This window comes from Aeromonas sp. 3P (assembly GCF_051919745.1).
GTDB lineage: Bacteria > Pseudomonadota > Gammaproteobacteria > Enterobacterales > Aeromonadaceae > Aeromonas > Aeromonas veronii.
The window spans coordinates 2,382,903-2,398,176 of record NZ_JBQBED010000001.1; the positions used below are offsets into that span (position 1 = coordinate 2,382,903).

12 protein-coding genes, 1 pseudogene and 1 riboswitch are annotated in these 15,274 nt (G+C 60.1%); of the genes and pseudogenes, 5 read left to right on the top strand and 8 right to left on the bottom strand.

The window, feature by feature from the left end; translation table 11 throughout:
- Positions 1-159 precede the first annotated feature (159 nt).
- A riboswitch (TPP riboswitch) is annotated at positions 160-270 on the bottom strand.
- A gap of 271 nt (positions 271-541) precedes the next feature.
- The 3 genes and pseudogenes from aerA to ACTG19_RS10905 all read right to left on the bottom strand — a co-directional run bounded on the left by aerA (position 542) and on the right by ACTG19_RS10905 (position 3,259).
- A pseudogene (aerA, locus tag ACTG19_RS10895) lies at positions 542-2,004 on the bottom strand (aerolysin AerA).
- Positions 2,005-2,264: 260 nt separating this feature from the next.
- Positions 2,265-2,750, bottom strand: a complete 486-nt coding sequence (locus ACTG19_RS10900) for a hypothetical protein (protein ID WP_201992870.1) — start codon at positions 2,748-2,750, stop codon at positions 2,265-2,267.
- A gap of 86 nt (positions 2,751-2,836) precedes the next feature.
- Positions 2,837-3,259 carry a hypothetical protein gene (locus tag ACTG19_RS10905; protein ID WP_005340092.1) on the bottom strand — a complete coding sequence of 141 codons (423 nt, stop codon included), beginning with the start codon at positions 3,257-3,259 and terminating at the stop codon, positions 2,837-2,839.
- An 88-nt stretch (positions 3,260-3,347) separates the two neighbouring features.
- Here ACTG19_RS10905 and ACTG19_RS10910 point away from each other — a divergent pair, with 88 nt between their 5' ends.
- Both ACTG19_RS10910 and ACTG19_RS10915 read left to right on the top strand, forming a co-directional pair.
- Positions 3,348-4,016 (top strand): response regulator transcription factor, encoded by a 669-nt coding sequence (locus ACTG19_RS10910; RefSeq protein ID WP_111900303.1) that lies wholly within the window; start codon positions 3,348-3,350, stop codon positions 4,014-4,016.
- The gene (locus ACTG19_RS10915; protein WP_439989076.1) at positions 4,013-5,257 is read left to right on the top strand and encodes a sensor histidine kinase; all 1,245 of its coding nucleotides are present in this window, start codon (positions 4,013-4,015) and stop codon (positions 5,255-5,257) included. The genes ACTG19_RS10910 and ACTG19_RS10915 overlap by 4 nt, the downstream gene beginning before the upstream one ends.
- 95 nt (positions 5,258-5,352) lie before the next feature.
- Here ACTG19_RS10915 and rimK read toward each other — a convergent pair whose 3' ends face one another.
- Together rimK and metH are read right to left on the bottom strand one after the other, a co-directional pair.
- On the bottom strand, positions 5,353-6,249 hold the full coding sequence (gene rimK / locus ACTG19_RS10920) for a 30S ribosomal protein S6--L-glutamate ligase (RefSeq protein WP_005340088.1): 897 nt from the start codon (positions 6,247-6,249) through the stop codon (positions 5,353-5,355).
- Between the two features lie 231 nt (positions 6,250-6,480).
- Positions 6,481-10,176: a methionine synthase gene (gene metH / locus ACTG19_RS10925; protein WP_439989601.1), complete on the bottom strand. Its 3,696-nt coding sequence runs from the start codon at positions 10,174-10,176 to the stop codon at positions 6,481-6,483.
- 216 nt (positions 10,177-10,392) lie between these two features.
- On the opposite strand from metH, the gene ACTG19_RS10930 reads away from it, so the two are divergent.
- Entirely contained in the window at positions 10,393-11,670 is a 1,278-nt protein-coding gene (locus tag ACTG19_RS10930; RefSeq protein ID WP_021231596.1) for a cation:proton antiporter, read from the top strand.
- Positions 11,671-12,171: 501 nt separating this feature from the next.
- Complete coding sequence (locus tag ACTG19_RS10935) at positions 12,172-12,348, top strand: hypothetical protein (protein ID WP_005340085.1); 177 nt, start codon at positions 12,172-12,174, stop codon at positions 12,346-12,348.
- Between the two features lie 156 nt (positions 12,349-12,504).
- Here the strand turns inward: ACTG19_RS10935 and ACTG19_RS10940 are convergent, their stop codons facing one another.
- Entirely contained in the window at positions 12,505-13,002 is a 498-nt protein-coding gene (locus tag ACTG19_RS10940; protein WP_107682222.1) for a GNAT family N-acetyltransferase, read from the bottom strand.
- A gap of 128 nt (positions 13,003-13,130) precedes the next feature.
- Positions 13,131-13,952, bottom strand: coding sequence for an HDOD domain-containing protein (locus tag ACTG19_RS10945; protein ID WP_005357745.1), 822 nt, complete (start codon positions 13,950-13,952; stop codon positions 13,131-13,133).
- A gap of 169 nt (positions 13,953-14,121) precedes the next feature.
- On the opposite strand from ACTG19_RS10945, the gene ACTG19_RS10950 reads away from it, so the two are divergent.
- Positions 14,122-14,388, top strand: coding sequence for a hypothetical protein (locus ACTG19_RS10950; protein ID WP_005348674.1), 267 nt, complete (start codon positions 14,122-14,124; stop codon positions 14,386-14,388).
- 72 nt (positions 14,389-14,460) lie between these two features.
- On the opposite strand, the gene aphA is transcribed toward ACTG19_RS10950, so the two are convergent.
- Positions 14,461-15,180, bottom strand: coding sequence for an acid phosphatase AphA (gene aphA / locus ACTG19_RS10955; protein ID WP_113740388.1), 720 nt, complete (start codon positions 15,178-15,180; stop codon positions 14,461-14,463).
- Positions 15,181-15,274 lie beyond the last annotated feature (94 nt).

Genomic DNA, 15,274 nt, shown 5'->3' on the forward strand with positions numbered 1-15,274 from the left:
CGCTGCTGTTCTGCCGCTTCCCGCTCTCTGCACGCTGTGGGCAAGGCGCCCCACGTGCTGGACAACCGGACGGGACAGACTCCCTCCTGTGCGCCCTGACCCATCAGGGTTACCCCTTCGATGAGCGGAAGAGGCTTGTTCCTCCTCCGGCGCGGTAACCCGCAAGTTACCCTTGTTCCCTTCGCAGGTTTTAACCTGATCAGGTTCCACGGATCCCGAATTAACGGTCTCAGTCGCGTCGTTCGACGGTCAGCACTCCGACAAGATGGCGCCAGTATAAGGGGGAAAATCTAAAGCACAAGCCGTTAACAATCTGGCCAACACGCCTCTTTCAACAAATGAGTGAACAATGCCTCGCTCACGGGGCCACCCCAAACAGAGGTCAAACCTGCCTTGGCATCACCTTGGCAAGCCATAGCTTCCCGCAGTGATCATTCAGGGAGAAGAGGAGAAAAAGAGGGAAAATCGAGGGACGCAGGGCAAATGCATCGTCTTGCGCGGAACAGAAACAGGCCCCTGTGAAAGGGGCCTGCGAGTGAGGTTATTGAACCGGAACTATGGTCAGGGATACGTTGCCAAACCCTTCGTTGGCAAGGGCCTCCTGATCCAGATCCACACCAGTCAGAGCCACACCTTCAGCAGAGGCGTTACGCAACTGAGCAGAGGCCGCGGAACGGGTCTGGGGCTGACCGATTTCGATATCGCCGGCAAACTGGCTCTCGGCATAGAATCACCGGTCACTGCCGAACGGATCGGGCGCAGCACACGACCCAGGTTATTCTGCATGGTCGACAAACCATACTCGCTGATGGTCCAGTTCCAGTCCCACCACTTCACTTCACCCGGGATATAACGCTTGTCCCACTGGTAGCGGATGCTGCTCGCCTTGTCGCGGAACGGGCCGACGGCAAAGGTGTGCTCCCAGGTGGGGCGATTCTCCGGATGGGTATACCAGGCATTGCCGCCCCAACGCAGGAAGCCCCTCATGGTCAGGTCATAATTGACCTCGGCCTTGAACTCGTAGGGGTAGGAGATGTTGGACTTGTAGAGGGCAACCCGCACCGGCAGGCTGGAGTGAGGTGGCACCGTGGGGCGCGCTTCAACCGAGACAGTCTCGGTGGTCGAGCCCCCGTGTTGGGAAGCCCAGCTCTGGCTCGCGGCGATCTCTATGGCCAGTTCGGTTTCCCCCACCAGCGGCCACTGAAACTTGTTCTTGGTGGTCACCTTCTCGCTCAGGCTGTAGGTGTCGGTCTTCGACCAGTTGGTGGCCTTGTCGTACTTCAGGGTCACCACCACCTGCTGGGGCAGATCCGTGTAGTTGGTCGCATTGGCCGTGATGGTCTTGACCAGCTGCTTGCCGCTCTCGGTGACCTGACCATGGCTGAAGGAGTCGGGTTCCAGGGTATATGAGAAGTTGCTTACCTTGATGGAACTCTTCTCCCCACAACGATATCCGGAGCAGCCGCCGTCATTATTTCCCTTTATCAGCCAGCCATCGCCAACCCGGGTAACATCCATATCTTCCCCGACATAGGGGCTATGATTTCCACCCACCCAGGCGTATCCCAAATAATGGGCGAGATAACTGACTGGCTTGATAAAATAATCATTGTCGTGGACAAGCCGCCATTGCACATCGACCTCATCACCCGCCGGAATATTCCAGTCAGAGAGTGTTGGTATTTCTCCGGAAACCGGTGAATTGGGATAGCACCAGGTTTCTCCGGCAGTGCCCTGTTTGATTTCACCATTATATCCCGGCCCCATAATCACCCAGCGATCAGCCAGCCCGGTTATCTGCCACTGCCCCATGCGGCTGACCAGATTACCCTTGATACTCATGGCTTCATCGCGGGTCAGAGGACGGTAACCACTGGCACAGACGCCCGTGCCAAGGCCCGCCCACTTGACCTGATCAGGGTAGACAGGTTCAGCCGCCTGCACCTGAGCGAGCATCAATGAAGACGCCAAAAACGCCAGATTGGCGGTAATTATTCTATTCATCATTTATCCCTCTTTCAGACATACGATAATTGTTATTGTGTAGAAATATCCTTTTTCATTTGACAGGTATGGACTCCGACAAAACCTGACACAAATAAAATAAACCACCAAAAAACATCCATGACAAACAAAATAATGGTGATACAGGAAAATAATTAGAGCGATGACTTTATTGAGGAATAAATCATAAATATTGTGGCAGCCATTATTTAATGGCTGCCACAATATGGTGAAGCTATATTAAATAAGAAGATGCTGAATTACTCTCCCGGATTGATCACTTCAATTCCCTGCAATATTCCATCCACCGAACGGATCAATACCAGCTCGCTCCCGGCATGCAGGTCGGCGGCCGAACCGTTGACCCAGCGCACCTGCGGATTGAGTCGCACAGTGCCCAGGGTGGCCAGCGTGAGCTGCCGATCATCGAAGGATTGCAGGCGATCTTGCGCCCGCTGCCAGGGCTGATTGGCCAGCGGAGCTCTGGCGGCCAGCAGCTCAATCCGGGTGGCAACGCCGTCAGCCACCAGCAGAGCGAGCTGGTCGCCGGGTTTGAGTGGCTGCGGCCAAATCTCCCCCTGCCGCCAAACGGCGGCACTGCCCTGCTCCACTTCGGCCCCCTGAAATTGCAGGCGGATGCCGTCGCTGTGCTCCAGCTCCACCAGCCACAATTCGTCGGCTCCCGCCTGCGCCGCCCAGAGCGGTACACCCAGCATCCATGCACACCACTTTCTCGATTGTTCCATCTTCGTTCGTCCCTGAACAAAAAGCCCATGCTGGACAAGCATGGGCTTCATTCGGGAGCATTTCTAATCGGAACGCAGAGATCGGATCAGTCATCCTCGCGGCAGCGGCTCAGGCGCATGCCGTCAAACTTGCACTCCAGCTCGAGCCAGCGCCCTTCAAACGGCGCCAGACTGTTATCCGAGGTGGTGTAGCCCCAGATCCGCCCCCCTTCCACCGGCCCCTCCAGATCCATTTCGTCCTTGTCATCTTCGTCGAGGGCCTCGACCTTGCGCACATAGCGCACGCCGTTCTCCACCACCCCCTTCATCTCGACCCAGGTACCGCCGAGGTCATCCTCGTTGAGCCAATCCTTGAAGCGAGTCTGGTCGTCGATCACGAACGGCATGCCGTTGACCATCAACTGGCCAAGCTGCCAGGTGGTGCGGCCGGTCAGTTTGAATTCGGTCGCCTGTGCGGTGCCAAGTGGCAACAAGATCAGCAACAGGAGGGCGCAGAGAGACTTCTTCATCAGGGATCCTCGGGGTTACACTGGCAAACAGGATGCCGAATCCGGTGTGAAAAGAGCGTGAAACGCTCGCCAACCAGGAGAGCAAAGCATGAAGATTTTGGTAGTGGAAGACAATCCTCAGGTGGCGGAAACCATCATGGATTATCTGGAGCTGGCCGGTCACCGCCTCGATTGTGCCTATCACGGTCAGGCGGCGCTGCAACTGCTGGAGGATCAGCGTTTCGACGTCATCATCATGGATGTGATGATGCCGCGCCTCGATGGCCTCAGCACAGTGGCGCGCCTGCGCGAGCAGGGGATTGCCACTCCCGTACTGTTTCTCACCGCCCGCGACAGCCTGGAAGACAAGCTGGCAGGCTTCAAGGCGGGAGGGGATGACTATCTGGTCAAGCCGTTCGCCATGGAGGAGCTGGAGGTGCGGCTGCAAGCCCTCAGTCTGCGCGGCCCGCGCGGCGATGTGGGGGCAATCAGCTTTGGCGATCTGACGGTCGATGTCGCCAGCGGCCGTGCCACCCGCGCCGGTGAACCCCTCAAGCTCGGCAAGATCCCGTTCCAGATCCTCGCCCTGCTGGCCCGCCGCGCCCCCGCCATCGTCAGCCGTCAGGAGGTGCTCGACACCGTCTGGGGCGATGAGGAGCCCGACTCCGATGCCCTGCGCAGCCATATCTACGCCCTGCGCAACGCGCTCGACAAGCCCTTCCCCACTCCCATGCTGGAGACCCTGCACGGTCAGGGCTATCGACTGGTGAGCGCATGAGCCTGCCGAGCCTGCGCCGCCGCCTGATCATGGCGCTCGGCGGCGCCGGGGTGGTGCTGCTGATCCTGCTCTCTGGCTTGATGCTGGTGGCCGAAGACAAGATGGAGGAGCTGAGCCTGCGCCACTGGCTGGAGGCGGAAGTGACCCGCTACAGCGATGACTGGCTGCGACTCGGCCCGGTGGCGGCCGCCCCGAGCCCCAGACAGTTCTCCAGCTACTGGACCGAGGCAGGCCGCTTGCCCAAGTGGTTGAAGCCCTACCAGACTCCCGGCTTTTTCGAGCATCAGCTGGGCAAGGAGGACAAACACTTTCTGGTGGCCCGTCACCCCTCCGGCGAGGGACTGCTCTATCTGGTCTTCAACGACGACGCCGACGACTACCTAGACCCCTACGAAGACAAGCTGCATCTGGCGACCCGGCTGATCGGGGTGACCCTGCTGCTGGGCTGCCTCGGCTTCGGCATCTGGCTGGTACGCCATATCACAGGGCCGCTGCAACGGCTGCAACAGAGGGTCGCCCACCTCACCCCGGATCAGGCGGATTTCGAGCCCGTTGCCCCCTGGCAGGAGCTGCGGGACATCGAGCTGGCGCTGCTGGCCGGCAAGCAGGAGGTGAGTGCAGTGTTCGCCCGCGAGCAGGAGTTCAGCCGCTTCGCCAGCCACGAGCTGCGCACCCCCAACATGGTGATCCAGGGCTCGGCCGCGCTGCTTGGCAAGGTGACAGATCTGCCCGCACCGGCCGCCCGCGCCACCACCCGCATCCGCGCCGCCGCCGACGAGATGGCACTGCTCACCGAGACCTTCCTGCTGCTGGGCCGCAAGGAGGCAGTGGAGCGACCGCTGCAGCAGGTGACCCCGCTGATCCGTCAGGAGCTAGCCCGCCTCGCTCCGCTGTTGCAGCGGGAGGCCCTCGATATCCGGCTTAATCTGGACGAGAGCTGCGAAGTAAACACCCCCCTCTCCCTGCTCGCCATCGCCCTCGGCAACCTGCTGAAAAATGCCCTGAGCTATGCCGAGGGACATATCGACATCGAGCTGTGTGGCCCGGTGCTCACCATCAGCAACCCGACGGCGGCGGCACCGGACCAGATCCTCGGCTACGGCTGTGGCCTCACCATCATCCAGCGCATCTGCGAGAAACTCGGTTGGAAGATCGATACCCGGCTGAAGGACGGAATTTTCAGCGCCCGGCTGGCGATGATCACTGCCGAACAGTTCCCTCTCCCTTTGGGAGAGGGCTAGGGTGAGGGAACTGCGGCACCGCCAACCCACCAGCCAGATAGCAACAAGGCGCCCGAGGGCGCCCTGTTTCTATCTGACAGATGCAAGCCTGAGGCTCACTCCGCCGGTTTGTTCTTGCGGCTCGCCTTGAGTTCGAGGAACTCGATGATCTTGCCGGCCACATCCTTGCCGGAGGCGGCTTCCACCCCTTGCAGGCCGGGGGAGGAGTTGACCTCCAGCACCAGCGGGCCACGGGCGCTACGCAGGATATCGACCCCCGCTACATCCAGCCCCATGATCTTGGCGGCCTGTACGGCGGTCGCGCGCTCTTCCGGGGTGATCTTGATCGCCTCGGCGGTGCCGCCACGGTGCAGGTTGGAGCGAAACTCCCCCGGCTGGGCCTGACGGCGCATGGCGGCAACTACCTTGCCGTTGACCACCAGACAGCGGATATCGGCGCCATTGGCCTCGCGGATATACTCCTGCACCAGAATGTTGTTATTGGTCTGGATAAAGGCCTCGATCACGCTCTCGGCGGCTTTCTGGGTCTCGCAGAGCACCACGCCAATCCCCTGGGTTCCCTCCAGCAGCTTCACCACCAGCGGCGCCCCGCCCACCATGGTGATGAGGTCGGGCACGTCGTGGGTGCTGTGGGCATAGCCGGTGATGGGCAGGCCGATACCGTGGCGGGAGAGCAGCTGCATCGCCCGCAGCTTGTCGCGGGAGCGGCTGATGGCCACCGAGCTGTTGAGGGCCATGGTGTTCATCATCTCGAACTGGCGCAGCACGGCGGTGCCGTAGGCGGTAATGCTGGCACCGATCCGCGGGATCACGGCGTCATAACTTCCCAGCTCCCCACCCTCGTAGTGAATGGATGGGTTGTGGGAAGCGATATTCATATAGCAGCGCAGGGTGTCGAGCACCTCTACCTGATGACCGCGCGCCTGCGCCACCTCGACCAGACGGCGGGTGGAGTAGTTTTTCGGCTCACGGGATAAAATGGCGATCTTCATGACAATTCCGCTAGAAGGCTATGCCTGGGCAGGATGGGGCGGGAGAGTATAAGGTGCCACAGCGCCAAGACAACGCCAATTGTTTATCCTGACAACAAGACAAACCACACCAAACCGCACGCTACCACATCACTGTGACCAACAGGTTAAACGGCGGCTCTGCGCAGGTTGTTCAACCCGAGCAAGGATGCCGCCGTTTCTCGTTAAAGATCAACCGGTGTCACGCGGGAGTCAGTTCAGGTTTGGCCCCAGCCAGCGCTCGGCCTCTGCCAGCGTCATCCCCTTGCGGGCGGCGTAATCTTCCACCTGATCTTGCTGGATCTGCGCCACCGCGAAGTATTTGCTCTCGGGGTGGGAGAAGTACCAGCCCGACACCGCCGCCCCCGGCCACATGGCGTAGGATTCGGTGAGCTGCATGCCGATAGCCTGCTCCACCTCCAGCAGCTCCCAGATGCTCCCCTTCTCGGTGTGCTCCGGGCAGGCCGGATAACCGGGGGCCGGGCGGATGCCCTGATAGTTCTCGCGAATGAGCTCCTCGTTGCTGAGGGCCTCGTCGGGAGCATAACCCCAATGTACCTTGCGCACCTGCTCGTGCAGATACTCGGCAAAGGCTTCGGCCAGACGGTCGCACACCGCCTGAATAAGGATGGCGTTGTAGTCGTCGTGCTGCGCCTTGTAGGCCTTGGCGATGGCCTCCTCACCGATACCGCCGGTCACCGCGAAGGCGCCGATCCAGTCCGGTTTGCCGCTCTCTTTCGGCGCCACATAGTCCGCCAGACAGTAGTTGGGGAAGCCCTGCTTCTCGCTCTGCTGGCGCAGGTGGTGCAACACCTTGATGACCTCGGTGCGGGACTCGTCGCTGTAGACCTCGATGCTGTCCCCTACCGCGTTGGCCGGGAACAGGCCGATCACCCCGGCGCAGCGCACGCTCTGATCCTTTTCCAGCTGGTCCAGCATGGCGTTGGCATCGGCAAACAGTTTGGTTGCCTCCTCGCCAATGATCTCGTCCTCGAGGATGCGCGGATACTTGCCCGCCAGCTCCCAGCTGAGGAAGAACGGCGTCCAGTCGATGTAGGGGCGCAGCACCGAAATGGCCACATCTTCGAACTTCTGCACCCCGAGCTCGCGGGGCTTCGGCGGCTGGTAGCCAACCCAGTCCAGCTGATGCCGGTTGGCGCGGGCATGGGCCAGACTGACCGGGCGGGAGCGCGGCTGCTTGCGGGCATGCTGATCCCGGGCGATCTCGTACTCCTTGTCGATGCGGGCGACAAATGCCTCCTTGAGATCCGGGCTGAGCAGGCTCTGGGCCACCCCTACCGCACGGGAGGCGTTGGAGACATAGACCACTGGCTCCGAGTAGTTCTGCTCGATCTTGACCGCAGTGTGCGCCTTGGAGGTGGTGGCACCGCCGATCAGCAGCGGCAGCTTGAAGCCCTGACGCTCCATCTCCTTGGCCACGTGCACCATCTCGTCCAGCGACGGGGTGATGAGACCCGACAGCCCGATGATATCGGCGCCGACCTCCCGCGCAGTCTTGAGAATGGTCTCGCAGGAGACCATGACCCCGAGGTCGACAATCTCGAAGTTGTTGCACTGCAGCACCACCCCGACGATGTTCTTGCCGATGTCGTGCACGTCCCCCTTCACGGTCGCCAGCACGATTTTGCCGTTGCTGGAGCCGCCCGACTTTTCCGCCTCGATATAGGGCTGCAGATAGGCCACCGCCCGCTTCATCACCCGCGCCGATTTCACCACCTGCGGCAGGAACATCTTGCCCGCGCCAAACAGGTCGCCGACCACGTTCATGCCATCCATCAACGGCCCTTCGATGACGTGCAGCGGCTTCTCGGCGCCAGCGCGTGCCTCTTCGGTATCCTCTTCGATAAAGTCGGTGATCCCCTTGACCAGTGCGTGCTCCAGCCGCTTGCCCACCGGCCAGCTGCGCCACTCCTGATCCCGCGGATCCTCCGCCTGGGCACCGGCACCGCGATACTTCTCGGCGATGGCCAGCAGCTCTTCGGTGGCGTTGTCATTGAGGTTGAGCACCACCGCCTCGACCTTCTCTTTCAGCTCGGCCGGAATGTCTTCATAGATGGCGAGCTGACCGGCGTTGACGATCCCCATGTCCATGCCGTTCTTGATGGCGTGGTAGAGGAAGACGGCGTGAATGGCTTCGCGCACCGGCTCGTTGCCGCGAAACGAAAACGAGACGTTGGAGACGCCGCCGGAGATCATGGCGTGGGGCAGGTGCGTTTTAATGTCCTTCACCGCCTCGATGAAGTCCACCGCGTAGTTGTTGTGCTCGTCGATGCCGGTCGCTACCGCGAAGATGTTGGGGTCGAAGATGATGTCTTCCGGCGGGAAACCGACCTGATCCACCAGGATCCGGTAGGCACGCTGGCAGATCTCGAACTTGCGGGCGCGGGTGTCGGCCTGACCCGCTTCATCGAACGCCATCACGATGACGGCTGCGCCGTAGCGACGCAGCAGTTTCGCCTGCTGGATAAACTTCTCCTCCCCCTCTTTCATGGAGATGGAGTTGACCACCGGCTTGCCCTGCACGCACTTGAGGCCCGCCTCCAGCACCTCCCACTTGGAGGAGTCGATCATCACCGGCACCCGGGCGATATCCGGCTCACCGGCGATGAGGTTCAGGAAGCGCACCATGGCCGCTTCGGCGTCCAGCATCCCCTCGTCCATGTTGATGTCGATGATCTGGGCGCCGCTCTCCACCTGCTGCTTGGCAACATCGAGCGCCTCGTCGTAGAGCCCCTCCTTGATCAGCCGCTTGAACTTGGCTGAACCGGTAACGTTGGTGCGCTCCCCCACGTTCACGAACATGGACTCAGGGGTGATGATCAGCGGCTCGAGGCCCGACAACCGGCAGGCCACCGGCAGCTCGGGCAGCACGCGCGGCTTGATGCCCGCCACGGCGTCGGCCATGGCGCGGATATGGGTCGGGGTGGTGCCGCAACAGCCACCGACCAGGTTGAGAAAGCCGCTTTGGGCCCACTCGCGGATATGCTCCGCCATCTCGACCGCGTCGAGGTCGTACTCGCCGAACGCATTGGGCAGACCGGCGTTGGGGTGGGCGCTGACGCAGGATTCGCTGATGCGAGACAGCTCCTCCACATACTGGCGAAGCTCGTCCGGGCCAAGCGCACAGTTGAGGCCAAACGATACCGGTTTGACGTGGCGCAGCGAATGGTAGAAGGCTTCGGTGGTCTGGCCGGAGAGGGTACGGCCGGAAGCATCGGTAATGGTGCCCGAGATCATCACCGGCAGGCTGTAACCCAGCGCCTCGAACACCCCTTCCACCGCGAAGGCGGCGGCCTTGGCGTTGAGGGTATCGAAGATGGTTTCGATCAGGATGATGTCGGCGCCGCCCTCGATCAGGGCATGGGTCGATTCGGTATAGGCGGCCACCAGCTGGTCATAGGTGACGTTGCGCTTGCCGGGATCGTTCACATCCGGCGAGATGGAGGCGGTACGGTTGGTGGGGCCCAACACCCCTGCCACGAAGCGCGGCTTGGCGGGATCTTTTGCCGTCCACTCGTCGGCCACGGCGCGGGCCAGACGGGCGGCTTCACGGTTGATCTCGGCGGAAAACGCTTCCATCTCGTAATCGGCCATGGCGATGCGAGTGGCGTTGAAGGTGTTGGTCTCGAGAATGTCGGCCCCGGCAGCGCAGTACTGCTCGTGGATCTCGCGGATCACCGCCGGACGAGTCAGCACCAGCAGATCGTTGTTGCCCTTGATGTCGGTATGCCAGTCGGCAAACCGCTCACCCCGATAATCCGCTTCCCCCAGCTTGTAGCCCTGGATCATGGTGCCCATGGCCCCGTCGATGATCAGGATCCGCTCCCTGAGGCAGGCTTCCAGCTTCTTTGTTACGTCCGACTGCTTGCTCGGCTCTCTGCTCGACATTACGTTCGACACCGCGTGTTCCTCTTACATCCATGCAACTGCGTAAACAGCATCCTAACAGCAAACAAATAAAATGGAAATCTAGCCGTCTATCAGTCCAAATACGCCACCATATACTCATTTATGGGTAATGAGTAACATAGGGCCCGAGAGTAACCTATGCCCGTCCTGCATAGGGATACGTGCTTGCTGTCTACCAACGAGAAAAAAATAACTATGAGCGTCTACTACACACTCTGTTTTCTGGCAGCGTTGGCGATTTTTATCGCCTTTGCCAACCAGTATGTTGTGAAGATCCAGACCACCATCGCCATTACTGCGGGCTCTATGCTGATCTCCGCACTGCTGGTGCTGTTTGGCAAACTGGGCTGGTTCAACCTGGAACCTCTTGCCGTCAAGACCATGGAGAGCATCGACTTCCAGAACTTCCTGCTGAAGGGGATTCTGGGCTTCCTGTTGTTCGCCGGTGGCCTTGGCATCAACCTCAAGGCGCTGCGTAGCCAGAAGTGGGAGATCACCATTCTGGCCATCATTGCCACCCTGCTCTCCACCTTCCTCATCGGCTACGGCTTCTGGTTTATCGCCAAGCTGCTGGGCTGGGAGTTGCCGCTGGTCTACTGCATGCTGTTCGGCGCGCTGATCTCCCCCACTGACCCGATTGCCGTACTGGCTATCGTCAAGAAGATGAAAGCGCCACCCCAGATCGCCATCCAGATCGAAGGGGAATCCCTGTTCAACGATGGTGTTGGCCTCGTCATCTTCGCTACCGTGTTTGCCGTCGCCTTTGGCGGTGTCGAGCCCACCTTCGGTAGCGTGGCCGGTCTGTTCCTGCACGAAGCCCTCGGTGGCATCCTGTTCGGCGCCGTGCTGGGCCTTATCGCCCACGTGATGATCAGCGCCACCGATGACGGTTCATTGGAGCTGCTGCTGACCCTCTGCATCCCGACCGCCGGTTTTGCCTTTGCCAACATGATCGGCGTCTCTGGCGCACTGGCCATGGTGGTCACCGGCATCATGATCGGCAACTGGACCCGTCACTCCGGCTTCTCCGAGCAGAGCAGCCATCACCTGGATCACTTCTGGGAGTTGATGGACCAGTTCCTCAACGCCCTGCTGTTCCTGCTGATCGGTCTGGCGCTGGTACTGCTGGATCTCGCCTGGCGTGACTGGATCCTGCTGGTCATTGCGGTGCCGCTCTGCCTGGGTGCCCGCTTTATCAGCGTGTCGCTGCCCTATGTGGCTTTCCGCCGATTCCGCAATTACAACACCTTCTCGGTGCGGATCCTCACCTGGGGTGGCCTGCGCGGTGGCCTGGCGATGGCGATGGCACTGGCACTCCCCTCCGGCGTCATGATGATCCCGGAACATGGCGTCGACCTGCGTCAGGTCATCCTGGTGATGACCTACTCGGTGGTGATGTTCTCCATCGTGGTGCAAGGCATGACCATCACCCCGATGATCACGGCTGCCAAGAAGGCCTGTGGCGACTACTGAGTCGGCCCACTGTGCTGATTGCAGAATGAGAGAGGGCTCCCGTCAGGAGCCCTCTTGTTATGGCGGATAGTTGCGAATATTTGCTGCTGATAGCGTCTTGATTACACAGAGGAAAAGCGTACTGACTTCAACATCGGCAAATTATTGTTTGCTTTTTATTCATTTCGAGGAGAGAATGCGCGTCGGCTAGTTAATCAGCCCTGTTTATGTTCGCAATGCTTCAACGTTAGATGAATCCTGCCAGTACACACATAACCTCCCTCTGATTTACTCGCCTTGAGAACCGTCAGGCTGTCTGCCTGCGTTGCCCGGCTCTCACGGTGCAGATCCGATCTGCCCACCCAATTTGATTTATGCATCAGCATATTCCTTGAAAGTGCAGACGCCCCTTAACCGGGCTGGGTATTCCTGCGCGCTTGTCGTTCACCCAATCGACCGCGCCCATTGACCTGACATTTGCCAATACAAGGAGCAAACACCTAATTTATATAGAGAAATACCATGATGAAAGCAGTACAAACACACAAGCCCCTGCGTCGCAGCAAACCCATCAACCTGCCTGTGCAAGAGCACGACAATGATGCGTTTCTGATCCAGTTCAGCACCCGCTTCAGCGGCGGTTTCGCCATCTCCTGTGATGGTATCGCTGGCGAGTTCTCCATCGAAGACCTCAACTGATCCTGCCTGCCCTCCGGCAGCGCCCGATGCAGATAGGCCGCAACTCACGGCGGCCTCTTTGCTTATCCCCCTCCGCCTTTAGCCAGCTCCAGTCTCTTGCTTGTCACTCAGCCTGACCGCTACCTCGCCATTCGCTTTTCAGCTCTCTGACCTTGATCACTGCTCCAGCAGCAGGCACTCATCGGCATCTTCGCTCAGCTTGACCAGCCGACTGCGCACCAGCCCCAGCTTGGCCAGCAGGCCGATGGATCGCTCGTTGCCCGGAGTGACGATGGCAACTACCTGCCCAATCCCCAACCGGCTTTTGCCATCGGCAAGGGCGGCCTGCGCCGCTTCAATAGCGTAGCCCTGACCGCGATATTGCGGCAGGAAGGCGTAACCGATATCGACCCGCTCCAGGGTGTCGCGCTTGATCAGACCGCAGATACCGAGGCTGGCACCGTCCTCCTTGCGCTCCACCAGATAGAGTCCGTGACCATAACGGGCATAGCTGACCGCCGGCCCCTGCTGGATATACTCCTGCGCCTGCTCCAGGGTGCGAATGCCCCGATCACCGATGTAACGATAAAAGTCGCCGTCATTGAGCAGCTCAAGGATGAAGGGGGCATCGGTGGCGATCATTTCGCGCAGGATCAGGCGGGAGGAGGCAATCATGGCAAGGGCTCTCAAACGGAAAGTGAAGGGCAAAGAGTGCCCCGTCACTCCCGGGCTGGCAAGCCTGTGGCACCATCGGCCATAAAAAAGGGGCCATATTGGCCCCTGATGAGATGGGATAAACGGGCTCAGGCAGCCAGTAACCCGGCGTAGCCATTACCCTGTTCGCGCAGCGCAGTAAACTGGGCGGCGCAATCGGCCCAGCTCAGCCCCAGCGCGTCTGCCACCTTGTGGGGCCACTCGGGTGGCGCCTCTTCACCCACATCGGATTGTGCTGCCAGTACGATCGCCAGATGGATCAACCCTGCCTCGGCGGAGAACTCCTTGGCCAGCATGGGGTTGTAGTGATACTCCACCGCATTGCTGATGGTCTCGGGGAACTTCCAGTAGCGTGCCATGGCCGCCCCGACCTGGGCATAGTTGAAGCCGACCACCAGCTCTTCCGCCTTGGCCCGTCCCTTGTGCAGCTCCAGATCGTGAATGTGGTGGACGGTGTTTTCCGGCAGGCCTACGTGCATCACCAAGCGGCCAAGATCGTAGAGCAGGGCGCAGGTAAAGACCTCATCCCCCTTCATCCCCTTCTTCACCGCCAGACGACGGGCCAGCTCGGCCACGTTGAAGACGCAACCCCAGAAATGTTTGAGGTCAATGCCGGGCACCGCAGTGACCGATTCGGTGAGCCCGCAGGCCAGCACCATGTTGCGCACCATCGCCAATCCAAGCCGCACCGCGGCCTCATTGACGGTGCCGATCTGACGGCTGCTGCCGAATTTGGCCGAGTTGGCCAGACGCAGCAGCTTGGCGGAGATGACAGGGTCCTTGTTGATCAACTTGCTGATCTTGAGCAGATCCGGATCCTTTTCATTGAAGGTCTGGATCAAATCGCGCATCACTTCCGGGATCTGGGGCAGTAGCTTGGGCTCGGCCAGCAGGGAATCTATCGTGGGCATAGGCGTGTCCATCCATGTTATCTGTGTTCCAACCTGTTTGCCTTGGCAAACTCCTCCTAATTATGGGTAACAAATGGCCTCCCCATCGGATTGTTTATTCGCTGGTCATTCAAGGTGTTAGTCACATTCAGGCTATACTGGCCGCCACATTCACTGTTGCGGATATCCCATGAACGACACTCAGGAATTTTTTGATGAAGACGCGCTGCTGGAGATGGTGGAGAACCAGCTCAACGACGGTCACCCGCCCCATGTGAAGGCGACCCTGATGCGGCTGGTAATGAAGGGCACCCCGCGAGAAGAGGCGCTGCAATATATCGCCTGCGCCCTCGGTGCCGAGCTGATGGCGATGGAGGCAGATCAGGGCCCCTTCAATCTGACCCGTTACGGCGAGTTCCTCGACAGCCTGCCCGAGATGCCGTGGGCAGACGACTGACCCGAGCTGGATGACGGATGCAAAAAGGGCGGGTGCCAATGGCCCCGCCCTTTTGCATGGATCCGCTCCGGATCAGAACTGGGAGTTGACGATCACCTCTTCCCCCAGCGCCCCTGCCAACGGCAGTGGCCGATAGCTGGAGTTGGCGGCCCGCAGCAGACGAATGCCGCGAATGCCGACCTCCTGCGCCGCCTTGATATCCCCATCGGCGTCGCCGTAGAACAGCTTCATCTGCTTATCCTTGAGCCACTGCACCTTGGTGTTCTGACCCGGCTGATCACCCGCGAAGATCACCGGATTGAGCTGGTCGGCCGGAATATTCATGGTCTGCTGCAAGGTCTGGCTCACTGTTTCGGTCTTGGTGGCCGAGCGGCCGGTGACGAAATAGATGTGGTCTCCGCGTTTGAGGTGCATGGCGATGAGCGCCTTGCCCACCTCTTTCGGCATGCTGAACGCATCCCAGCCATTGTTCATCTTCTCCCAGAAGGCAGGGTTCTTCAGGTAGCTCTCGTCGTTGGGGGAGAACTCCTGCTTGCCGCGATAAAAACCCGGGCTGGAGAAGAGCAGGGTATCGTCGATATCAAACCCGACCGCCATCGGGGGCAGGCCATCCAGACTCTTGGCAATCTGCTCCACCGATACCCAGTGGATCGGCGCCTGCTGGGCCAGAGTGACGGTGGTGACACCGGCAGGGATCGGCTGAACGGTAGCAGCTTGACCCGCGACTGCAGGCAGAGAGAGGGCGGCAGCCAGCAAGGAGGCAAGCAGCGCCGGACGAGAGACGTGTTTCATAAGGCAGGTTGTCATCTTGAATCAAAAGAGGGGGCCAATAGTGCCCCCATCCTACCTCTCAAATCTGTGAATGCTCCTGCAAAAGGGAGCATTT